Raw genomic sequence first — 24,610 nt, forward strand, 5'->3', positions numbered from 1 at the left:
TATGAGAATAAAAAAACTTGATTTATACATGATTCGTTTATTTATGACTCCTTTTTTTATGATTTATATTACAATATTTATCATTTTTATGATCCAATTTTTTTGGAGTCAAATAGATGAACTAACAGGAAAAAACATTAGTATTTTTATAATATTAAAATTTATATTATACTTTGGTGTATCTATTATTCCATTAGTAACACCTGTTGCCCTATTGTTAACTTCTATTATAATATTTGGTGATCTTTCAGAAAATCAAGAAATAATTGCCATCAAATCTTCTGGAATATCTCTTTTTCGTGTTATGATTCCTATTTTATGTATAACCTTTATTTTATCCATTGGATTGTATTTATTTTCAGATTTTGTTATTCCGAAAGCAAGAATGAAAGCTAATAAATTAGGATATCAAATATCATTGAGTCATCCATCTTTCAAATTGAAGGAAAGAATTTTTGTAAACCTTTTCCCCAATTTTTTCATAAAAATAGATAGAATAAATAATAATTACTTACATAATGTATTTATTTTTTTTTATGACAAAAATTCACTTATTAACACTATTATTTCTAAAAAAGGAGTTTTAATTCCCAATCAAGAGGATGGATCTATTCAATTTAAATTAATAAATGGAGTTTTATATAGTGAAAATTTCACTAATATTAAAAAAAAACAATACTCTTATCAACTTGTAGAGTTTCACACTTTAATTCAAAATTTTAAAATTCATTCAGTCCCAAAAATAAAAAACTTAGATGACTATGATTTTTACAAAACCCTAAATACAATAAATCTTATTAAAAAAATAAATTTTTTTAAAAAAAAAAATTATAATAATACTTACGGAAACAAAATATATTTATGTAAGCTACAGTTAGAATTACAAAAAAAATTTACATTTCCAGTAACATGTATTATAATGTTTCTTACTGGAGCTCCATTAGGAGCTATTATTAGAAAAGGAGGAATAGGTTATCCAACAGTGATAGCACTAATTATATTCATCATTTACTATACTTTACTAACCATCACTCAAAATAAAGTAGAAAAAGCTGAAATATGTTCATGGGTAGGAGCTTGGATCCCAAATATTGTTTTTTTTCCAGTAAGTGTATGGATGACTTATAAAACTGTAATAGATGATTTTTATATTTTTAATAAATAAAATTAAGATATGGTTTTTAATTCAAATAAAAATTTGAATGGTATTGAAGAAGCCATACAGGATATACAAAATGGAAAAATTATTATCGTAGTTGATGATAAAAATCGTGAAAATGAAGGAGATTTTATAGTAGCTGCCGAAAAAATAACTCCTAAAATTGTAAATTTTCTCATTACTCATGGTAGAGGGTTGGTTTGTGTTTCCTTGACAGAAGAAAAATGTGATCAATTAAAACTTCAAATGATGGTAAAAAATAATACAGACCCTAGAAAAACGGCATTCACTGTATCCGTAGATTTACGAGGTTATGGGATGAGTACTGGTATTTCTGTTTCAGATAGAGCTAAAACTATTTTTGCCCTAGTTAATGAAGTAGAACCAAAAGCATTCAATAAACCAGGCCATATATTTCCTCTTCGGGCAAAAAAAGGAGGTGTCTTAGAAAGACCTGGGCATACAGAAGCAGCTATTGATATAACTAAAATGGCAGGATGTAATCCTGGCGGTGTATTGGTAGAAATACTAAACAAAAATGGATCTATGGCACGTTTACCACAATTGATTCATATAGCCCAAAAATTCCATATGAAAATTATATCCATAGAAGATCTTATTAAATATAAAATAAAACATAAAAAAAAATAATGAAAGCGGTCTGGACGGGATTTGAACCCGCGACCCCATGCGTGACAGGCATGTATTCTAACCAACTGAACTACCAGACCGAATTATGTAATAATTAAAGCATCCAATTTTTTTCTTATGTCTTCTTTAGCAAGAACACCAATATGGGTATCTTTTTTTTCTCCATTTTTAAAAAAAATCATAGTAGGAATACTACGGATTCCATATTTAGAAGAAATTTTTGGGTTATTATCTACATTCAACTTGAAAACTGATACTTTGGTATGATATTCAGAAAATATTTCTTCTAATAGAACAGACAAAGCTCTACATGGAGCACACCATGGCGCCCAAAAATCTACAAGAATAGGTTTTTCTGACTCAGAAATCAACTTTTCAAAATTATCATCGTTTATTTCTTGTAACATACTTTATCCAGTTTTTTTTTAAAATATAATAACAAATTTACCTTTTTTTATTTCAACTTCAAATTAACTTAAAAAGTTGAAATCTTTTAACAAACAAATATAAATATCTATTCCTTCCATAATTTCTGAAATCAAAATATATTCGTTAGGCGTATGAGATCGTACACTATTCCCTACCCCCATTTTAATAGTAGAAAAAGGCATTATACTTTGATCTGAAAGAGTCGGAGACCCATAAGTCTTTCTTCCTATAAATTTAGCCTTTAAAACAATAGGATGCATAGGGTTTATGAAAGATGAATTTGAATGTGAAGAACGTGGTTTCATTTTAGAATGAATTTTATTTCGGATTATATCAATCACTTCCTCATTTTTATATAATTCATTAGTTCTGATATCTATAACAAAAGTACAAATATCAGGGATGACATTATGTTGTATTCCACCTTTTATTTGAGTGACATTTAAAGTAGTCAAACCTAACAATTCCGATTTTCTATCGAAAGAAAAACATTTTAAATATTCTATATCTTTTGTAGCTATATAAATAGCATTGATCCCTGTATTTCTTGCAGAATGTCCTGTTTTTCCTTCTGATATACAATCTAATACGATTAATCCTTTTTCAGCAATAGCTACTTGCATTTGTGTGGGTTCTCCCACAATTCCTAAATCTATAGATCCTAATTCAGATAAAATGGATCTTACACCTGAAGGACCAGATATTTCTTCTTCTGCAGTAATAGAAAGTATTAATCTATAAGGCAATTCAGGCAAACTATTTAAATATATAAAAGCAGATATTAATGAAACAACAGAAGCTCCAGCATCATTACTACCTAATCCAATTAGTTTATTGTTTTGTTTAACAGCAGTAAAAGGATCTGTGTTCCAATTTTTTCCTGGTTTTACTGTATCATGATGAGAATTTAATAATATAGTTGGAATATTTTCTTTTTTAGAAGAATTATTATTTTCAGTCCATATATTGTTAAATTTTCTTTTTACATGAAATCCATGCTTATGAAGATAAGCCTCTATCAGAAAAGAAACCTTATTTTCTTGTTCAGATATAGAAGGTGTATTGATGATTTGAATCAGAAGTTGTATGGCTTCTTCTTTTAAAACTTGTAAATTCACTACAGACATAGTACAGTCTTATTATTCACATCATTTAAATGATTAGGCAAACCTATACTCACCTTATAGACTCCATTTTGGAATGCAAAAAAAGCATTTTCCAATTTAGGAATCATACCATTTTCTATGGTATGATTTTCTTTCATTTTTTTAAATAAATCAAAATTTATTTTTTTTAAATAAGACTCAGAATCCTGCAAATTTCTCAAAACTCCTTTTTTTTCAAAACAAAAATGTAACTCTACTTCATCGTCTTGGTATTGAGCTAAGGATATAGCTATATAAGCAGCTATTGTATCTGCGTTTGTGTTAAGTAGATTTCCCGTTCCATTATGTGTAATGGAGCAAAATACAGGAATGATATTATTTATTAATAAAAATTTTATTAAATGTGTATTAATACTTTTTACATTAACATCTCCCACATATCCATAATCAATATTTGATATTTTACGTAAGTATGATTGAATACAATTTCCATCTGCTCCACATAACCCTAAAGCATTAGAACGATAAGATTGTAATATAGCTACAATATTTTTGTTAATTATTCCTGCATACGTCATAACAACTATACCTAAAGTTTCTTTATCTGTTATTCTTCTGCCTTGTATCACTTTTGGGCTAATTCCCATTTTTTTTGAAATAAAATCAGCTTTTTTTCCTCCTCCATGAATCAATATTTTGTGTCCTTGTAGTTCAGAAAAAGCTTTCAAAGAATTATGAAGATACTTATGATTATTAATTAAATGACCTCCAATTTTGACTACATGAATTTTCATGATCATGATAAAGATTGTAACATTCTCAAAAAAATTATTTGTGAAGCGTAAATTCTATTTTCTGCTTGTTGCAATACTATGGAATAGTTACTATCTAAAACCGTATCTTCTACTACAACATTTCTTCTAACAGGTAAACAATGCATAAATTTAGCTTTATTGGTTAGTTTCATTTTGTTTCCAGTGATCATCCAATCGGAATTGGTACAAAGTATTTTCCCATAATTCAAATAACTGCTCCAATTTTTGGCATAAATAAAATCGGCATTTATAAATGCTTCGTTTTGATTATGTGTCGTATAAGCTTTATTATAAAATTTTTTATGTAAATCGTATTTTTCTGGACACGTAATCGTAAAATCTATCTGTTCTATCTTTGATACCCACTGAGAAAAAGAGTTCGCAACAGAATGAGGCAATGATTTTACATGAGGGGCCCAACTTAATACAACTTTACATTTCTTTCTAAAAAAAGAAGTATATTCTGCAATCGTCATAACATCTGCCAAAGACTGTAGAGGATGCAAAGTCGCACTTTCCATATTAACTACTGGAACTCTGGAATAATTTAATATTTTATTAAAAACAATTTCTTGATAATCATAATCTTTATCTGAAAGATTCGGAAAAGTTCTGACTGCAAGAATATCACAATATATACTCATTACAGAAATAGCCTCTTTAAGATGTTCTTGTGTCATATTCATGACACTTCCATTATTCATTTCAATTTTCCAAGAATCTCTATGAATATCTAATACCCAAGTATTACATCCTAGGTTAAAAGCAGCTTTTTGACAACTAATTCTTGTACGTAAACTAGGATTAAAAAAAACCAATCCTATTGTTTTATTTTTTCCAATATGTTGAAAATCATATGGATTTTTTTTTAAAGATAAAGCATCTTTAATGAGATTATGTACATCTGATACATCTTCTACGCTAAAAAATTTTTTCATAAACTTATTTATATTCAATATTCATCCCAAGCTTTTATAAATAATTGATCAACAGATAAATTACAAAATGCTTGTATAAAAGCTTTTGCTAACCGTGCGTTCGTGAGTAGAGGGATATTAAAATCTACAGCATAACGTCTAATTTCGTAATCATTATTCAACTCTGATTTGCTTAGATTTTTTGGGATATTAATAATGAGATCCAATTTTTTATTTTTTATTAACTCAAGAACATTTGAATATTTTTTTACATTAGGCCAATAAACTTTTATCGATGGAATTCCATTATGAGATAAAAAACGATGGGTCCCTTCTGTCGCAAACAATATATACCCTTTTTGATGCAAAAGTTTTACAACTTCTAAAAGATCTAATTTAGATTCAATAGGACCTCCAGATATTAATATATTTTTTTTGGGAACGGTATAACCTACAGACAGCATAGATTTTAAAAGTGCTTCGTCAAAAGTATCTCCTAAACATCCTACTTCACCTGTGGAAACCATATCTACCCCTAAAATAGGATCTGCATCTTGTAAACGAGAAAAAGAAAATTGAGAAGCTTTTATCCCCAAATGATTTGTAACAAAAAAATTAGGTTCTATCTTATTTTTCTTCTTTCCAAGAATAACTTGAGTTGCTAACTCAATCATATTAAAATGAGAAACTTTTGATACAAAAGGAAAGCTTCTGGAAGCTCTTAAATTGCATTCAATTACTTTTACTTCATTATCTTTAGATAAAAATTGAATATTGAAAGGACCAGATATATTAAAATATTTAGAGATTTTTTTAGATATACGAATAATCTCTTTCAATGTGGATAAATATAGATTGTGTGGAGGATATACTAATGTTGCGTCTCCTGAATGTACTCCTGCAAATTCTACGTGTTCTGATATAGCATAATACAATATTTTTCCATTTTGAGAAACAGCATCTAGTTCAATTTCTTTAGAATTTTGAATAAATTCTGTAATGATTAATGGATATTCAGAAGATATCGATACTTTTTCACGAAGATAACACTGTAATTCCTCTTGATTAGAAATAACACTCATGTCTGCTCCAGAAAGCACGTAAGAAGGTCTAACTAATATAGGAAAATCTACTTCTTTTATAAATTGATGAATTGCATTAAAATCAGATAATTCTTTCCATCTAGGTTGTCTAATTTTTAAAGAATCCATAGCATTAGAAAATTTATATCTATTCTCTACTTTGTCTATGGATACAGGAGAAGTTCCTAAAATTTTTACCTTTTTTTCATAAAGCTTTAAAACTAAATTATTAGGAATTTGCCCTCCCATGGATACAATTGTTCCTTTAGGTTGTTCTAATTCAATAATATCTAATACACGTTCTAAAGTAAGTTCTTCAAAATATAATCTATCACATACGTCAAAATCAGTACTAACTGTTTCCGGGTTATAATTTATCATTACGGATCTATAAGATTCTTTATGAATCGTATTTAATGCATTTACACAACACCAATCGAATTCAACACTACTTCCTATTCTATAAACACCAGATCCTAATGTAATAACAGATTTTTTGTCTTTTTCATAAGTAACATCATGTTGAATCGCATGATATGTTAAATATAAATAATTTGTATATGCCGGATATTCAGAAGCTAAAGTATCAATTTGTCTTACATATGGAACTATATTTTTTACTTTTCTATGTTCTCTTATTTTTTGTTCTAAATTATAAACATTATTAGAAACGTTGTGATTTTTATTTTTTTTAAAAAAAATACTAGCTATTTGTATATCAGAAAAACCTTCTTTTTTCGCTTTTTTCAATAATTCCTCCGGAAGGTCTATAAAACTATCAAAACGATCTATATTTTTTTTTGTTTGAAAAATATTATCAAGTCGCTGTAAAAACCATGGATCAATTTTTGTTAAATGATATATTTCTTTTATAGAAAAACCTTTTTCTAAAGCCTCTTCCAAAAAGAAAATTCTTTGATCTGTAGGTTTTTTTAGATATTTTTTTAACAATTGAATAGACTTCAATTTTTTTCTATTCATAATATTAATAAACCCTTGCATTCCTATATCCAACATACGAATTCCTTTTTGTAAAGCTTCTTCAAATGAACCCCCAATAGCCATAACTTCTCCTACACTTTTCATACTACTTCCAATTCTATTAGAAACACCATAAAATTTCTTCAAATCCCATCTAGGAATTTTGCATACTACATAATCTAATGCTGGTTCAAAAAAAGCAGAAGTATTTTTAGTAACAGAATTTTTTAATTCATGCAATCCATACCCTAAAGATAGTTTCGCTGCAACAAAAGCTAAAGGATAACCTGTGGCTTTAGAAGCAAGAGCACTAGAACGAGAAAGACGCGCATTAATCTCAATAACACGATAATCTTCTGAACTTGGATCTAACGCAAACTGAACGTTACATTCTCCTACAATATGAAAATCTCTAGCAATATGTATCGCTAACTGTCTTAAACTATAATATTCAGAATTTGTTAAGGTTTGCGATGGGGCTACTACAATACTTTCTCCTGTATGAATTCCTATAGGATCAAAGTTCTCCATATTACACACGGAAATACAATTATCATATTTATCTCTAACAATTTCATATTCAATTTCTTTCCATCCTTCTAAATATTCTTCCACAACAATTTGAGAAGAATAAGAAAAGGCCTTATTCACTATCTTTTTTAAATCATTCACATTTTTAGCAAAACCACTTCCTAAACCTCCAAGAGTATAAGCTGACCTGATGATAACAGGAAATCCTATTTCTAAAGAATAAGAAATAGCATCATCCACAGAATGGGAAACAAAACTTTTTGCCGTTTTTATATTAATACGAGTTAATCTATTTCTAAATAAGTTTCTATCTTCACTGCGAATGATAGATTCTATAGAAGTCCCTAAAACTTGAATTTGATATTTTTCTATAATCCCTTCTTCAAAAAGCTGAATTCCACAATTCAATGCAGTTTGACCTCCAAAAGACAATAAAATTCCTTGTGGTCTTTCCTTATCTATAACACGTTTAATAAAAAATAAAGTTAAAGGAAGAAAATAAACTTTATCAGAAACTTCCTTAGAAGTTTGAACTGTGGCGATATTGGGGTTTATCAAAATAGTATAAATCCCCTCCTCTTTAAGGGCTTTTAATGCTTGTGTGCCAGAATAATCAAATTCACCTGCTTCTCCTATTTTTAATGCACCTGATCCCAGGATGAGTACTTTATTTATTATTTTCATACTAATTTTGAAAGATTCTTTATTTTGTTAATTGAATCTATAAAAAAATCAAACAAAAATTCTGTGTCTTTAGGCCCACTTGAAGCTTCTGGATGAAACTGTACAGAAAAAAAAGGTTTGTAATTGTGAATAATCCCTTCGCAAGTATCATCATTTAAATTTTTAAAAAATATTTTCCATTCTCCAGAAAGATGTTTTGTGTCTAAAACATATCCATGATTTTGTGATGTGATAAAACTTTTTCCTGTTTTTAATGAAAAAACTGGTTGATTATGACTTCTATGTGCATATTTCAATTTATAAGTATCTCCTCCTGCGGCTATACCTAAAAGTTGATTCCCCAAACATATACCAAATATCGGTTGTTTTTTTTTCATAACTATACGAAGATAATGTATCGGTTTTTTATAAACTTTAGGATTTCCAGGTCCATTAGAAAGAACTAATCCATCATATTCTTCTTTTGTAAAATCATAATCCCATGGGACTCTAATAATAGAACAATCTCTTCGCAAGAGACAACGCAATATATTATTCTTTAAACCAAAATCTACAAGTAGTATTTTATATTTTCCATTTCCATATATAATTTTTTTGTGTGTCGATACTTTTTCAGAAAGATTATCCTGATTTGGATCATAAAAAGGAAGATTTTCATTTTTCATTAAAATTTTACCTAACATGGATCCTCCATTTTTTCTAAGTTTCTTTGCCAGAAATCTGGTATCTACACCATATAATCCAGGAATTCCATTTTCATACAACCAACTTGATAAAGTTTTATTCATATTCCAATGATACGGTCGATTAGAATAATAAGAAATCACTAGTCCTGATATTTGAATTTTATCGGATTCATAAAATTCAGAAATAGATTCTTCCTTACAAGAAGAAGATGGAATTCCATAATTTCCTATTATGGGATAAGTATAAGTCAATATTTGCCCTTTGTAAGAAGGATCTGTCATACTTTCTGTATACCCGGTCATAGCCGTATTAAACACAACTTCACCAGAAGAGGATATTGGTGCTCCGAAATGATAAGCTTCATACCGAGTCCCGTCTTCTAATATAAGAATCGCTTTTTTTATTTTATTTTCCATATTTTTTATCTAAATAGATATGATAAAGCATCCCTTAATTTTTTAAGGAATAATTTGATATGATTTCCATTAATATTTAATGGAGGAAGTAATCGTAAAACATATGGATTATTAGACGTACCAACAAATACTTTTTCTTTATAAATTAAAATATTTTTTAAATCCTGAATGGGAAAATCAAATTCTAACCCTATCATCAGTCCTCTTCCCCTAATTTCTTTTATTTCAGGAACAACCCGTAATTCTTGCAACAAGATTTTTCCCATTTTTTTTGCATTTTCAATTAAATTTTCTTCTTGTATAATTTCCAATACAGCAACACCAGCTGTACAAGCTAAATGATTCCCTCCAAAAGTAGTTCCTAACATTCCATAATATGGTTTAAATTTAGGATGTATGAGAACCCCTCCTATAGGAAATCCGTTCCCCATACCTTTAGCTATAGTAATTATATCAGGTTTGATAGGATACAACTGATGAGAAAAAAAAGTTCCTGTTCTTCCATATCCACTTTGTACTTCATCTATAATCAATACTGTATTGTATTTTTTGCAAAAACTTCCTACTTTATAAAAAAAATCGTAACCAGGATCTATAATTCCAGATACACCTTGTATCCCTTCAGTAATGACAGCACAAATTTCTTGACTCTTTAATTCTTTTTCTAAGGAATAAAAATCTTTATAATTTACAAATACGGTCTCATGTTGAGCATTAAAAGGGGATATTAATTTGTAATTATCCGTTACCGAAAGACTTCCACTTGTTCTTCCATGAAAAGAACCTTTAAAAGCAATAACTTTTTTTTTTCCTGTATGAAAAGAAGCTATTTTCAATGCATTTTCATTAGATTCCGTACCAGAATTACATACAAATAATGAATAGTTTTTATATCCTGATATATTTCCTAGTAGAGAAGCTAATCTATTTTTTTGAGAAATATAAACGCTATTAGAATAATAGGATATTTTGTGGATTTGTTCTGTCAAAGCTTTCACATAATATGGATGCGAATGTCCAATGGAAATAACAGCATGTCCTCCATAAAAATCTAAATACATATTCCCTTGAATATCAAAAACATAAGCTCCTTTACTCTTACTTAATTCTATATCCAAAATAGGATAAACGTCAAATAATTTCATTTTTAGAAACGAACGGATTTTAATCTTAAACCACAAGTTTCATCAAAATCAAACATAATATTCATATTTTGTATAGCTTGACCAGAAGCTCCTTTTATGAGATTATCTATGATGCTGATAACAATCAGTTTATCTTTCTCTTTAAGAAGATATAAAAAACATTTGTTTGTATTGATCACTTGTTTTATATCAATATTCATATCAGAAACCATTACAAATGGATGATTTTTATAATATTCTTTATATATTTCCTGATTCTTTTCTAAAGAAAGAACAGAATGAGTGTATAAAGTACTTATAATTCCTCTAGAAAAATTTCCTCTATAAGGTACAAAATAAATTTTAGAATAAAAATTTTTTTGTATTTCATGAACGGTTTGTTCAATTTCCTTTAAATGCTGATGTTTAAAAATTTTATAAACAGAAATATTATTATTTCTCCAACTAAAATGATTAGTATCACTTAATTTTCTTCCAGACCCTGTAGAACCTGTTATAGCACTAATATGAATATTATTTTTTAATAATTGATTTTTAGCTAATGGTAAAAGAGATAAAAGAATAGTTGTGGCAAAACATCCAGGATTGGCTATATTGTTAGATTTTTTTATTGTTTCTTTTTGCCATTCTGGTAATCCATAAACAAAATTTCTATTCTGAAAAACAGATTGAATTTTAATTCTGAAATCCTGACTCAAATCAATGATTTTTGTGTTTTCTGATATATTATTTAATTTCAATTCTTTTCTAGATTGTCCATGACCGGAACACAAAAATACAATATCTATTTCTTTGCTTAAACTACGAGAGAATTTTCTATTTTTTATTTCTCCTAATAAATCTTGATGAACTATATGAACCAATTTTCCTGCATGACTTTTACTAACTATATTTTTAATAATCGTTTTAGGATGATGAATCATCAATCTAATTAATTCTCCAGCAGTATATCCAGCTCCTCCTATAATACCTATTTTAATCATTCTTTTTCTTTTAAATTGTGATACATTTTCATTTGATTACTCAAAATTTTTGTAAACCCCTTAACATCTTCTGCTGTCCAAGCATAATTCATTTCTCCATATTTAGCCGCCATGTTAGAAGATATCATTAAATCAAATTTAGATTTGATTCCTACTAAATGAAACCTATAAGGATAAAGAATGATATCTACAGTTCCGGTTAATCTTTCTTGTGTACTTTTTAAGAATTTTTCTATATCACGCATAACAGGATCTAAGTATTGAGCTTCATGAAGCAACATACCATACCAATTAGATAATTGTTCTTTCCAGTAAAGTTGCCATTTTGTAAGAATATGTTTTTCCAATAAATGATGTGCTTTGATAATAATAATAGCAGCTGAAGCTTCAAAAGCTACTCTTCCTTTAATCCCTAAAATAGTATCTCCTATATGAATCCCTCTTCCTATTGCAAATTCTGAAGCTATTTTTTCAATTTTTATTATGTTTTTTATGGCTTTTCCTTTTTCTTTATTGACACTTACTAATTCTCCCTTTTCAAATTCTAATTCTAAATTCTCACTTTTTTTTTTCCTTAATTTTGTTGGATAAGCTTCTTCAGGAAAATCGTGATAAGAAGTAAGAGTTTCCTCTCCTCCTATACTAGTTCCCCAAATTCCTTTATTAATAGAATATTTAACTTTATCCCAACAAATAGAAACTCCTTTATTTTTCAAATATTCAATTTCTTCTTTTCTAGATACTTTCATATCTCTTACAGGAGATAAAGTTATTGTATCCGGACAAATAATTTGAAAAGCTATATCAAATCTAACTTGATCATTCCCAGCTCCTGTACTTCCATGAGCAATAGCTTTTGCTTGAATATAAGTAGCGTATTGCGCTATTTTAATAGCCTGAAAAATTCTTTCTGAACTGACTGAAAGTGGATAAGTATTATTCTTAAGAACGTTTCCGAATATAAGATATTTTATACAATTTTGATAGTATTCTTCTATAGCGTCAATAGTTTTATGAGACTTAGATCCAATGCTTAAAGCTCTTTTTTCAATTTGATATAATTCATCCTTATTAAAACCCCCTGTATTAATAATAACTGTATGAACTTCATATTTTTCTTCCTGTACTAAATATTTTAAACAATAAGAGGTATCTAAACCACCACTATAAGCTAAAACAATTTTATCTCCAGTGGATAAATAATTTCTTTTATATTTATGTCTTTTATTTTTATCCGTTTTATCTGTATTTGGATTGTATAAAAGCCCTGTGCATAAACACATTTTTCTTTTGTTTCTGGTTAAAATATCAAAATTTGCACAACTTTGACATCCTTTCCAGAATTCTTCTGAATGAGTCAATTCACTAAAAGATACAGGTTTAAAACCCAATTCTGTATTGATTCTAATAACTGGATTACTTGTTGTAATACTACAAATTTTAGAATTGGGAAATTTTTTTCTGGAAAGTTTAAAAATTTCAGTTTTAATAATTTTTGCCAATCCTTGTTTTCTAAATTTAGGAAAAACAATTAAACCGGAATTAACAACAAATTCTTCATTCTGAAAAGTTTCAAGATAACTAAACCCAGCTAATTTATCATCAAAAAAAGCAATTACCGCATTTCCATGAATAATTTTTGATTTAATATATTCTGGATCTCTTTTTGCGATTCCAGTTCCTCTAACTTCTGCTGATTCCTTAATTTCTTTGCAAATTAAGAAAGCATATTTCGTATCCTCTTCATGAGATACTCTGACTTTTATCTTCATTTTTCTTTGTAAGAACCTACTAAGAAGAAAAAAAATAAATGCGTTGTACCGATTGGTAGTAGTAGTATGAATAATGCTTCATATATTTATTTTACTTTTCTATCTATGCCCAAATACAAATTTAATAAAGTCTTTTTAATTAAGATCAGTATTGATCTTGTCTTGTATTGATAAATTTTAATTTAAACAAAAATTAAATCCTTTTAGTTCCTCTAATTTTTTTAAAAAAATTGAATTAATATTGATTTCATATTTGACAGATTCAAAACTTAAAAAAACTTTATCTACTTCATCATAAAGAATGATATTTAATTTTTTGTTTCCTACTTGTTGAGAAAAAAGTTTTTCTATATTATTAATAAACACATTATTTAAATTGTTTACATTGATTTTTATTATCAGTTTATGCACTAATTTTTTTAAAACATTTTGTGTATTTTCTATATGTAGTATTTTATATTTTTTTTGGTGTTTTGATTTTTCAATAGAAAGACATATATGTATCGGATTATTCTGAATGAGAATAGGTTCATATTTCAAATATTGTTGTCCGTAAATTCTAAATTCTTTAGAAGAATTATAATCTTCTAATAAAAAAATACCATATTTTATTCCATTTTTTATATATGTTTTTTTTTCTATTTTTGATAAAATACCACAGACATACATTCTTTTTCCTACAAGGAGGGATTCTTTTTTATTTAATTCTTCTAATGAAATATTTGTAAAATATTTCATTTCATAATAAAAATCATCTAAAGGATGTGCAGAAGTATAAACACCCAATACTTCTTTTTCTTTGGATAATTTATATATATTGCTCCATAAATTACATTTCCTAATGATAGGCTTATTATGTTCCTCATTTTTCTTTTTTTGTAATTTTGATCCAAATCTAACAATTTTCTCTAAAGTATTTAGTTTATCATCAAATTCAATATGAAAATATTGCTCTCTATTAATATGAAAACTATCTAAAGATCCGGATAAAATTAAATTTTCTAAAGTTTTTTTATTCACTACACGTAAATCTACTCTTTTAACCAAATTAAAAATAGAAGTATAAGGGCCGTTTTCTTTTCTTTCTTGAAGAATAATTTTTACAGCATTTTTTCCAACTCCTTTTATTCCAGCAAGACCAAATCTAATACAATTAGAATCAGTTACTTTAAAAAAAGAATCACTTTCATTTATATCCGGACTGATTACAGATATATTCATTTTTTTACATTCTTCTATGAAAAAAGTAAGTTGCTTGATATTATGCATATTATTACTCAATACAGAAGCCATATATTCACATGGAAAATGTGCTTTTAAGTAAGCAGTTTGAAAAGCTATATAAGCATAACATGTAGCATGAGATTTATTAAAAGCATAACAAGAAAAATATTCCCAATCTTTCCATATTTTTTCTAAAATATTTTTAGGATAACCTTTTTTTATAGCTTGATTGAGAAATAAATTTTTCATCCTATTGAGTTTTTCTTTTTTCTTTTTCCCCATAGAGATTCTCAAAATGTCTGCTTCTCCTTTGCTAAAATCAGCTATCTTTTGAGCTATTAACATGACTTGTTCTTGATATATTGTTATTCCATAAGTTTCTTTTAAAAATTCCTCCATTTCTGGTAAATCATACGTTATCGCTTCTTTCCCATGTTTTCTGGAAATAAAATTAGGAATATATTGTAAAGGACCTGGCCTGTACAATGCTGTCATTGCAATTAAGTCATCGAATTTATCAGGTTTTAATTGACGTAAATATTTTTGCATACCTGGAGATTCATATTGAAAAACTGCAACAGTTTCTCCTTTTTGAAAAAGATGATATGTTTTCTCATCCTTCAAAAAAGAAAAATTATCTGTCAAAATATTTACATTTATAATATCTATACATTTTTTTTTGATAATATTTATAGTGTCTTTAATAATAGTAAGAGTTTTCAATCCCAAAAAATCCATTTTCAATAGTCCAGCATGTTCCACTACATGATTATCAAATTGTGTAAGCAACAAATTTGATTCCTTTGATATAGATACTGGAACATATTCTTGAATATCATTTGGGCTGATTATAATCCCACAAGCGTGGACTCCTGTACTTCTTATAGTCCCTTCTAAAATTTCTGCTTGTTGTAAAACTTTTCCTTCTAATGTGTCTTTATTTTTAGCAATATCTCTCAGTTTTCGTATATTATTCATTTCTTCTTTGCTTGCTATTTTTTCTGATACATTTATATTTTTTTCTGACAAAATTTTTTTTAACGAAAACATATTGGGAACCATTTTTGCTATTCTATCTGCTTCTTTTAAAGGTAAATCTAATACGCGACCAGTATCTCTTATGGACGATTTAGCACCCATGGTCGCATATGTTATAATTTGTGCCACTTGATGTTTTCCGTATTTTTTTACAACCCATTCAATAATTTTTTCACGTCCTCTATCATCAAAATCAATATCAATATCTGGCAAAGAAATTCTATCCGGATTTAGAAATCGTTCGAAAAGAAGACTATATTTTATTGGATCTATATTAGTTATTTCTATACAATAAGCAACAATAGACCCGGCTACTGATCCTCTTCCAGGTCCTACTGAAATATTCATTTTTCTAGCTTGAGAAATAAAATTGTGAACAATGAGAAAATATCCAGGATATCCGATTTTTTCTATTGTTTTTAATTCAAAAAAAATTCTTTCCTCAATTTTTTGAGTAATATTTTTATAACGTTTTTTAGCTCCATCAAAAGTTATTTTTTTTAAAAAACGATTCTCTCCTCTATTCCCTCCATCTATTTTATCTATAGGATCTTCAAAAGATTTCGGAATTTTAAATTTTGGAAGTAATATTTTGTGTGAAAGATGATAAGATTCAATTTTATTGACTAATTCTTCCAAAAAATCAAAAGATTCCGGAAGATCAAAAAATATTTTCTTCATTTCCTCTGTACTCTTGAAATAAAATTCTGGATTTGGAAAACCAAATCTATAGCCCCTTCCTTTTCCTATAGGAGTCGATTGTTTTTCTCCATTTTTTACACAAAGTAAAATGTCATGAGCATTTGCTTCTTTTTTATCTAAATAGAAAGTATTATTTTGTATAATATATTTTACGCGATGTTTATTTGAAAATTTTAGTAATATATTATTTACATAATCTTCTTCCTCCAAACCATGACGTAATAATTCTACGTAAAAATCATCTCCAAAAAGATCTCTCCACCATAAAAAAATATTTTCCGCTTTTCTTTCCCCATGATTTAGTATAGTGTATGGAATTTCTGCATTCAAATCTCCAGTAAGAGCAATTAAATTTTCTTTATACTTTTCTATCAAATTTCTTCCTACTCTAGGAATGCCAGCGTAAAAACCTTCCGTATGACCTAATGAACAAAGTTTAGCTAAATTATGATAACCTTTTTTATTTTTAGATAAAAAAACTTGCTGATATCGTCGGTCTGGTTCTTCTTTAGTAAATTTATTTTGTAAATAATTATCTGAAATAAATACTTCACAACCTACGATTCCTTTGATTGACTTTTTAGGAAAATATTTTTTATTCATAGAATGAACAGCATTTAAAAAATGAAAAGATCCCATCATATTTCCATAATCTGTTATTCCTACAGCTGGCATATTCAAATATATAGCTCTTTCCACTAGAGATTGAATGTCTATAGTTGAATAAAGAATAGAAAAATAGGTATGATTATGAATATGAGAATATTTTTTTTTTTTTAATTTTTCCTTATCGAAATTTAAATTTTTGAAAAAAAATTTTTCTTTTTTTTCTTCTACAAAAAGACGGTCCTTTTCGTTAAAGGAAACTATATAAGAGGGAATTTTTTTTGAATATTTTTTTCTAAATTTCAATATGGCGTCTTCTTTTAGACCTATGTCTTGATGTGATATTATTCCGATACGTAATAATTCCAAAAAAGAACGAGCTGTCGCTTTTACATCATTGGCTGCATTATGTAAATTGGGTGCTTTTTCTCCAAAAAGTTTTTGATATAATTCAGATAATGTAGGCCATTTGAATCTTTTTCCAATTCCTTGTAATTTACAATAAGAAGTAGAAATTTCTTTAGTGTCTAACGTTTTCTTTTTATTCAAAGAAATCTCTATTTTTTTTCTAAAAAATTCACATTCAATAACTTTTATATCGAATTTTAAATTATGTCCCACCAAACATTGAGATTTATCAAAAGATTTTTGAAATTCATGTAATACAAAATTTAAGTCAAATCCTTCTTTTTCTGCTTTTTCATTAGTAATTCCATGAATTTTAAAAGCATTAAAAGGAATATCATAATGATCTGGCTTAATAATAAAACTCTTGAATTCTGTTAAATTGCCTATAACATCATGACTTTGCCATGAAATTTGCACTATTCTTGGCCAATTATCTATATGAGTAATTGGAAAATTATAAGACACAGGCAATCCTGTTGTTTCGGTATCAACAATGAGGTACATTTTATTTCAATTAGTAGAAAAAGTTACTGAAAAATTATTAGTTTTGTATTACCTGTTTTTTTTAAAATAAATAAATTAAGAACGCCAAAAACTGTTATATTCCAGTTTCTCTGTCCATTATCATTATATCGAAAAAATAATAAAAATTATGTCTAATCAAACCGAAGAAATAAAAAAAAAATTACCTCTTTCATGTGAAATTAAAAATGAAAAATTGAACGATCAGGGAAACATTAAAACAAGTTTCGATTGGACGAAATATGAGGCTCATTTAAATAATGATATACAAAAAGAAAGAAAAAAATTTGAAGAAATATACACAAAAACTTTACCAGATGTTCAAGAATTAGAAATATATCAAGGAATTGTAACATATGTTTCGGATAAAACTGTTATTGTCGATATTGGATTTAAAGCGGAAGGAGCTATCCCTATAAGTGAATTTAGAGAGAATTTTAATATTCAAATCGGAAGAAAGATAGAAGTGATGGTTGTAAAAATAGATTATAAAGGACAATGTATACTTTCGTATCAAAAAGCAAAAATGTTAAGAAACTGGCAGCGGATTAATGAAGCATATGAAAAATCAGAGGTAATATTAGGTTATGTTGCAGCCAGAACAAAAGGCGGATTAATCGTTGAAATATTTGACATAGAATGTTTTTTGCCTGGATCCCATATCAATGTGAAACCCGTTCGAGATTATGATACTTATGTTGGGAAAACTATGGAGGTAAAAGTTGTTAAAATCAATCAAAAAACAAAAAATGTTGTTGTTTCTCATAAAGTATTGATAGAAAGAGATATTGAAGAACAAAGAAAAGAAATGATATCGAAATTAGATAAAGGTCAGGTATTAGAAGGAAAAATAAAAAATATTCTTCCTTATGGAGCATTTGTAGATTTAGGAGGTGTAGATGCCTTACTTCATATTACTGATATGAGTTGGCCACATATTAATCATCCTACAGAAGTAGTACAATTGGAACAGGAATTAAAATTTGTTGTATTAGGTGTAGATAAAGAAAAAAATCGTGTTCAATTAGGATTGAAACAATTACAACCTCATCCTTGGAATTCTTTGGATAAAAACTTAAAAATAGGAAGTAAAGTAAAAGGAAAAGTAAGTGTTTTAGCTGATTATGGGGCATTTGTTGAAATTATTCCAGGAGTGGAAGCTTTATTGCATATTAGTGAGATGTCTTGGTCTACAGATTTATCTTCTCCTCAAGATTTTGTGCAAATAGGAGATGAATTAGAAGCTGTTATATTAACCATAGATCGTCAGGAAAGAAAAATGTCTTTAAGCGTAAAACAATTAACTTCAGATCCTTGGATTAATATACAGGAAAAATATACTATAGGATCACAACATACTGGAATTGTAAAAAAATTTACAAATTTTGGAGTTTTTCTAGAATTAGAAAAAGGAATTTCTGGAATTATTTATACTAATGATCTTTCATGGGTTAAAAAAATAAAACATCCTTCCGAATTTTGCAATATAAATGATAAATTAGAGGTTGTGGTACTTGCTCTGGATACTCAAGCAAGAAGATTAAATTTAGGACATAAGCAATTAACGGAAAATCCCTGGGAAAAATATGAAAAAATTTATTATGTAGGAAGCATTCACAATGGTATAATATCAAATTTATTTGATAAGGGTGCTTCTATAAAATTTACAGAAGATCAAAAAATAGAAGCTTTTTCTCCATTACGTTTTTTAGAAAAAAAAGATGGAACCTTTCTAAAAAAAGGGGAAAAAAATAATTTTAAAATAATTGAGTTTAATAAAGAAACCAAAAAAATTGTAGCCTCTCATACGTCTGTATTTCGTGATAAAGATCATAAACAAAAAAAAGAACCACGTGCAAGAAATAGAAAATTTGAGATATCAACTCTTGGTGATATAGAAGGATTAGCTAAACTAAAAGAACAAATAGAAAGAGAAAAAAATAAATAGTTCCAAAATAATGAAAACACACCCTATTGCAGAAAAAGAAGGATGGAAAGTAGAAAAAGATTTTCCCGCTTGGGCTAATAATGAATTATATTTAACTACAATTAAAGGTGGATATTTATTAGACGGAGAAACCCCTTTTGAGGCATATAAAAGATTGGCAATAAATGCGTCAAAAATTTTAAAAAAACCGAAAATAGAAAAAGAATTTTTTAAAATTTTTTGGAGGGGATGGCTGATTCCTTCTACTCCAGTTATGGTAAATCTTGGAACAGAAAAAGGTTTACCTATCAGTTGTTTTTCTGGAAGAGTTGGGGATAGTATGTATGAAATATATAGGAAAAATTTGGAGATGGCCATACTTAGTAAACATGGCGGAGGTACATCTTATGATTTTAGTTTGGTTAGACCTGTAGGTAGTTTCATAAAAAATGGAACATTGGGGACATCTGACGGAATTATTCCTTTTATTAAATCATATGATAGTGCCATAATAGCTAGTAAACAGGGAAGAACACGTAGAGGTGCAGTCGCGATTTATTTAAACATAGAACATAAAGAATATCCAGAATTTTTAAAGATCAGGGAACCTAAGGGGGATATTAATCGTCAATGTCATAATGTTCATCAAGGAGTAAGAATTTCCAATTCTTTTATGGAGAAAGTATTAAAAAAAAATGGAAAAGAACGAGCTTTATGGATTGATACTCTTAAAGAACGTGTTAAAACTGGTGAACCATATCTATTTTTTCAGGAAAATGCTAATAGGAATCTTCCAGAAAATTGGAAAAAACATGGATTAAAAATACATCATAGTAATCTTTGTTCAGAAATTATGTTACCTACAGATGAAAGTCATACTCTTGTATGTTGTCTTTCTTCTTTGAATTTATACAAATATGTAGAATGGAAAAATACAAACACTGTTTTTTATTCTATTTTATTCCTTGATGCAGTTATGCAAGAATTTATTGATAAAGGAAAACATATACGGGGAATAGAAGACGCTGTTCGTTTCGCAGAAAAAAGTAGAGCTTTAGGTTTAGGAGCTTTAGGTTGGCATTCATATTTACAATCTAATATGATTCCTTTTATATCCATAAAATCTGAAGTGTTAACACATAATATATTTAGGTATATCCAATTGGAATCTCAAAAAGCTACTAAGTATTTAGCCAAAGAATATGGAGAATCTGAATGGAATATAGGAACAGGAAGAAGAAATTTGACTTTAATGGCAATGGCTCCTAATAGGAGTTCGGCTAAATTAGCTGGTGGTCTCTCTCAAGGAGTGGAACCTTTAGCTGCAAATATATATGTAGACGATGATTCAAAAGGAATGCATATTCGTAAGAATCCTTATTTGGAAAAAATACTTATGAAAAATGGATATAATGTTCCAGAAGTTTGGGAACAAATAGCGAATGAAAAAGGGTCTTGCCTTGGATTAACTGTTCTTAATGAAAAACAAAAAAATATTTTTAGATGTTTCAAAGAGATTAATCAACTAGAATTAATTAAACAAGCTAGTGTACGACAAAGATATATTGATCAAGGACAAAGCATAAATCTTTCTTTTCATCAAGATGCTCCAGCAAAATATATAAACAAAGTACATATTGAGGCGTGGAAAATAGGACTAAAAAGTCTTTATTATTATAGAAGTGAAAGTATCCTTCGTGCAGATACGAAAAACAGAGATTTATATTTAGAAAGTTTATTATAAAAAATAGGGCAGCGACTTACTCTCCCAGAATCAACCAGTACCATCAGCGCTAATGTGTTTCACTTCTCTGTTCGGGATGGGAAGAGGTGGGCCCACATTGCTATAACCACCCTAAAAAAATGCTAAAAAACAAAAACATAATATACATGATGAAAGATCAAAAGTTTACGGGTAATTAGTACTACTCAGCTATGACATTACTGTCTTTACACTTATAGCCTATCAACGTTGTCATCTTCAACGACCCTTAAAAGAAGCCTAATCTTGTGGAGAGTTTCGCACTTATATGCTTTCAGTGCTTATCTCTTCCGAACATAGCTACTCAGCGATGCACCTGGCGATACAACTGATACACCAGAGGTTCGTCCAATTCGGTCCTCTCGTACTAGAATCAGGTCCACTCAAGCTTCTAACGCTCGCAATAGATAGAGACCGAACTGTCTCACGACGTTCTGAACCCAGCTCGCGTGCCACTTTAATGGGCGAACAGCCCAACCCTTGGGACCTTCTTCAGCCCCAGGATGTGACGAGCCGACATCGAGGTGCCGAACCTCCCCGTCGATGTGAGCTCTTGGGGGAGACTAGCCTGTTATCCCCGGAGTACCTTTTATCCTTTGAGCGATGGCCCTTCCATGCGGAACCACCGGATCACTATGCCCTACTTTCGTACCTGATCGACTTGTCAGTCTCACAGTCAAGCACCCTTATGCCATTACACTCTACACACGATTACCAAACGTGTTGAGGGTACCTTTGGGAGCCTCCGTTACTTTTTTGGAGGCGACCACCCCAGTCAAACTACCCACCACGCAATGTCCTCAATTTTTTTAATTAAGTTAGATTTCAACTAAAAAAAGGGTGGTATTTCAAGGTCAACTCCACATTACCTAGCGACAATGCTTCAAAGTTTCCCACCTATCCTACACATTTTTTAATCGAAACCAATACGAAGCTATAGTAAAGGTTCACAGGGTCTTTTCGTCCCATTGCGAGTAATCGGCATCTTCACCGATATTACAATTTCACCGAGCTCACGGCTGAGACAGTTTCCAGATCGTTACACCATTCGTGCAGGTCGGAACTTACCCGACAAGGAATTTCGCTACCTTAGGACCGTTATAGTTACGGCCGCCGTTTACTGGGGCTTCAGTCAAAAGCTTTGTCGAAACTAACCTTTTTCTTTAACCTTCCAGTACTGGGCAGGTGTCAGACCCTATACTTCATTTTTCAATTTAGCAGAGTCCTATGTTTTTGATAAACAGTCGCCTGGATCTCTTCTCTGCGGCCTTCTTTGAAAGAAGGCAACCTTTCTCCCGAAGTTACAGGTTCATTTTGCCTAGTTCCTTAGCCGTGAATCTCTCGAGCACCTTAGGATTCTCTCCTCAACTACCTGTGTCGGTTTTGGTACGGTTTATTTTTATCTGAAGCTTAGAGGCTTTTCTTGGAAGCTCTTACCTGCACTATCCACTTACCCGAAGGCTTGCGGTACTATCGTAGATCAGCAAAACATACGGATTTTCCAATATATTTTATACCTAACTACTTTAACGTACACATCCGTCCGTACGCGACAGTTTCATTGCTCCGTCCCCCCTATCGCAATAAAAACAAGTACCGGAATATTGACCGGTTTTCCATCGACTACACCTTTCGGTTTCATCTTAGGGACCGACTAACCCTCAGCTGATTAACATAGCTGAGGAACCCTTAGTTTTTCGGTGTGCGGGTTTCTCACCCGCATTATCGTTACTTATACCTACATTTTCTTTTGTAATAGCTCCACCATATCTCACGATATAGCTTCTACGCTATTACAATGCTCCCCTACCGATTGACAATTAATCAATCCCATAGTTTCGGCGATATATTTATGCCCGTTTATTATCCATGCTTAGCCACTTGACTAGTGAGCTGTTACGCACTCTTTAAATGAATAGCTGCTTCCAAGCTAACATCCTAGCTGTCTTAGTAACTAAACCTCGTTAACTCAACTTAATATATACTTAGGGACCTTAACTGATGGTCTGGGTTGTTTCCCTCTCGGACATGGACCTTAGCACCCATGCCCTCACTACCGTGAAACATAATAACAGCATTCGGAGTTTGTCAGGAATTAGTAGGTGATGAAACCCCTTCATCCAATCAGTAGCTCTACCTCTGTATTATTTAACACGATGCTGCACCTAAATGCATTTCGGGGAGTACGAGCTATCTCCGAGTTTGATTGGCCTTTCACCCCTATCCACAAGTCATCCGAAGACTTTTCAACGTCAACCGGTTCGGTCCTCCACTGTGTGTTACCACAGCTTCAACCTGCTCATGGATAGATCACTCGGTTTCGCGTCTAATTCCTCCGACTATATGCGCCCTATTCAGACTTGCTTTCGCTACGGCTCCATAGCTGAACTATTTAACCTTGCCGGAAAAATTAACTCGTAGGTTCATTATGCAAAAGGCACGTCGTCACTTCATGAAGAAGCTCCGACAGTTTGTAAGCGTATGGTTTCAGGATCTATTTCACCCTTCTATTCGAAGTACTTTTCACCTTTCCCTCACGGTACTAGTTCACTATCGGTCTCTGAGTAGTATTTAGCCTTACCGGATGGTCCCGGCAAATTCAGACAAGATTTCCCGTGTCCCGTCCTAATCAGGTTACTACTTATGCTATTTTTCCATTTCGCATACAGGATTATCACCTTCTATGATTGATCTTTCCAAATCATTCTGCTATAGAAAAACAGTCATTTATTTGTAGACCTATAACCCCACTATGGCCTAGACCATAATGGTTTGGGCTGTTCCGCTTTCGCTCGCCACTACTAACGGAATCACTATTGTTTTCTTTTCCTCTAGATACTTAGATGTTTCAGTTCTCTAGGTTTGCTTTACTATATAAAGTAATATCATATGAATATGATAGGTTTCCCCATTCGGAAATCTGCGGATCAACTTGTATGTGCCAATCCCCGCAGCTTATCGCAGCTTATCACGTCCTTCTTCGCCTCTCAGAGCCAAGGCATCCACCATACGCCCTTTAATAACTTTTTATCTTTTCATCATTGTATATTATGTATGTCAAAG

General features: G+C 29.9%; 14 protein-coding genes, 1 tRNA gene and 2 rRNA genes. 4 read left to right on the forward strand and 13 right to left on the reverse strand.

Translation table 11 applies throughout. From position 1 onward, the window contains the following. Position 1: 1 nt before the first annotated feature. Entirely contained in the window at positions 2–1,165 is a 1,164-nt protein-coding gene (locus H0H54_RS01570; RefSeq protein ID WP_185863000.1) for an LptF/LptG family permease, read from the forward strand. A gap of 9 nt (positions 1,166–1,174) precedes the next feature. Then, positions 1,175–1,810 carry a 3,4-dihydroxy-2-butanone-4-phosphate synthase gene (gene ribB / locus H0H54_RS01575; RefSeq protein ID WP_185863001.1) on the forward strand — a complete coding sequence of 212 codons (636 nt, stop codon included), beginning with the start codon at positions 1,175–1,177 and terminating at the stop codon, positions 1,808–1,810. A gap of 6 nt (positions 1,811–1,816) precedes the next feature. Here the strand turns inward: ribB and H0H54_RS01580 are convergent. The 11 genes from H0H54_RS01580 to dnaE all read right to left on the reverse strand — a co-directional run bounded on the left by H0H54_RS01580 (position 1,817) and on the right by dnaE (position 17,840). After that, a tRNA-Asp gene (locus tag H0H54_RS01580) sits at positions 1,817–1,890 on the reverse strand. 3 nt (positions 1,891–1,893) lie between these two features. After that, positions 1,894–2,217, reverse strand: a complete 324-nt coding sequence (trxA, locus tag H0H54_RS01585) for a thioredoxin (protein ID WP_185863002.1) — start codon at positions 2,215–2,217, stop codon at positions 1,894–1,896. A 63-nt stretch (positions 2,218–2,280) separates the two neighbouring features. Further along, a complete protein-coding gene (locus tag H0H54_RS01590) occupies positions 2,281–3,366 on the reverse strand; it encodes a M20 family metallo-hydrolase (RefSeq protein ID WP_185863003.1) in 1,086 nt (361 codons plus the stop codon). Further along, entirely contained in the window at positions 3,357–4,139 is a 783-nt protein-coding gene (gene argB / locus H0H54_RS01595; RefSeq protein WP_185863537.1) for an acetylglutamate kinase, read from the reverse strand. The genes H0H54_RS01590 and argB overlap by 10 nt, the downstream gene beginning before the upstream one ends. Positions 4,140–4,141: 2 nt before the next feature. After that, complete coding sequence (locus H0H54_RS01600; RefSeq protein ID WP_185863004.1) at positions 4,142–5,098, reverse strand: N-acetylornithine carbamoyltransferase; 957 nt, start codon at positions 5,096–5,098, stop codon at positions 4,142–4,144. Between the two features lie 14 nt (positions 5,099–5,112). Beyond that, on the reverse strand, positions 5,113–8,355 hold the full coding sequence (carB, locus tag H0H54_RS01605) for a carbamoyl-phosphate synthase (glutamine-hydrolyzing) large subunit (RefSeq protein WP_185863005.1): 3,243 nt from the start codon (positions 8,353–8,355) through the stop codon (positions 5,113–5,115). Next, the gene (gene carA / locus H0H54_RS01610) at positions 8,352–9,458 is read right to left on the reverse strand and encodes a glutamine-hydrolyzing carbamoyl-phosphate synthase small subunit (RefSeq protein WP_185863006.1); all 1,107 of its coding nucleotides are present in this window, start codon (positions 9,456–9,458) and stop codon (positions 8,352–8,354) included. Before carA ends, carB begins: the two co-directional genes overlap by 4 nt. 5 nt (positions 9,459–9,463) lie before the next feature. Further along, positions 9,464–10,603 carry an aspartate aminotransferase family protein gene (locus tag H0H54_RS01615; protein WP_185863007.1) on the reverse strand — a complete coding sequence of 380 codons (1,140 nt, stop codon included), beginning with the start codon at positions 10,601–10,603 and terminating at the stop codon, positions 9,464–9,466. 2 nt (positions 10,604–10,605) lie between these two features. Continuing rightward, positions 10,606–11,586 (reverse strand): N-acetyl-gamma-glutamyl-phosphate reductase, encoded by a 981-nt coding sequence (gene argC / locus H0H54_RS01620; protein WP_185863008.1) that lies wholly within the window; start codon positions 11,584–11,586, stop codon positions 10,606–10,608. Continuing rightward, positions 11,583–13,358 carry an argininosuccinate synthase domain-containing protein gene (locus H0H54_RS01625; RefSeq protein WP_185863009.1) on the reverse strand — a complete coding sequence of 592 codons (1,776 nt, stop codon included), beginning with the start codon at positions 13,356–13,358 and terminating at the stop codon, positions 11,583–11,585. Before H0H54_RS01625 ends, argC begins: the two co-directional genes overlap by 4 nt. A 177-nt stretch (positions 13,359–13,535) precedes the next feature. Further along, on the reverse strand, positions 13,536–17,840 hold the full coding sequence (gene dnaE, locus H0H54_RS01630; protein WP_185863010.1) for a DNA polymerase III subunit alpha: 4,305 nt from the start codon (positions 17,838–17,840) through the stop codon (positions 13,536–13,538). 148 nt (positions 17,841–17,988) lie between these two features. On the opposite strand from dnaE, the gene rpsA reads away from it, so the two are divergent. Next, positions 17,989–19,806, forward strand: a complete 1,818-nt coding sequence (gene rpsA, locus H0H54_RS01635; RefSeq protein WP_185863011.1) for a 30S ribosomal protein S1 — start codon at positions 17,989–17,991, stop codon at positions 19,804–19,806. A gap of 10 nt (positions 19,807–19,816) precedes the next feature. Further along, a complete protein-coding gene (locus H0H54_RS01640) occupies positions 19,817–21,529 on the forward strand; it encodes a ribonucleoside-diphosphate reductase subunit alpha (protein WP_185863012.1) in 1,713 nt (570 codons plus the stop codon). Positions 21,530–21,532: 3 nt separating this feature from the next. Here H0H54_RS01640 and rrf read toward each other — a convergent pair. Next, positions 21,533–21,643, reverse strand: a 5S ribosomal RNA gene (gene rrf / locus H0H54_RS01645). 41 nt (positions 21,644–21,684) lie between these two features. Beyond that, positions 21,685–24,577, reverse strand: a 23S ribosomal RNA gene (locus tag H0H54_RS01650). Positions 24,578–24,610: the final 33 nt, after the last annotated feature.

The sequence above is a fragment of the Blattabacterium cuenoti genome (assembly GCF_014251815.1).
GTDB classification, from domain to species: domain Bacteria; phylum Bacteroidota; class Bacteroidia; order Flavobacteriales; family Blattabacteriaceae; genus Blattabacterium; species Blattabacterium cuenoti_E.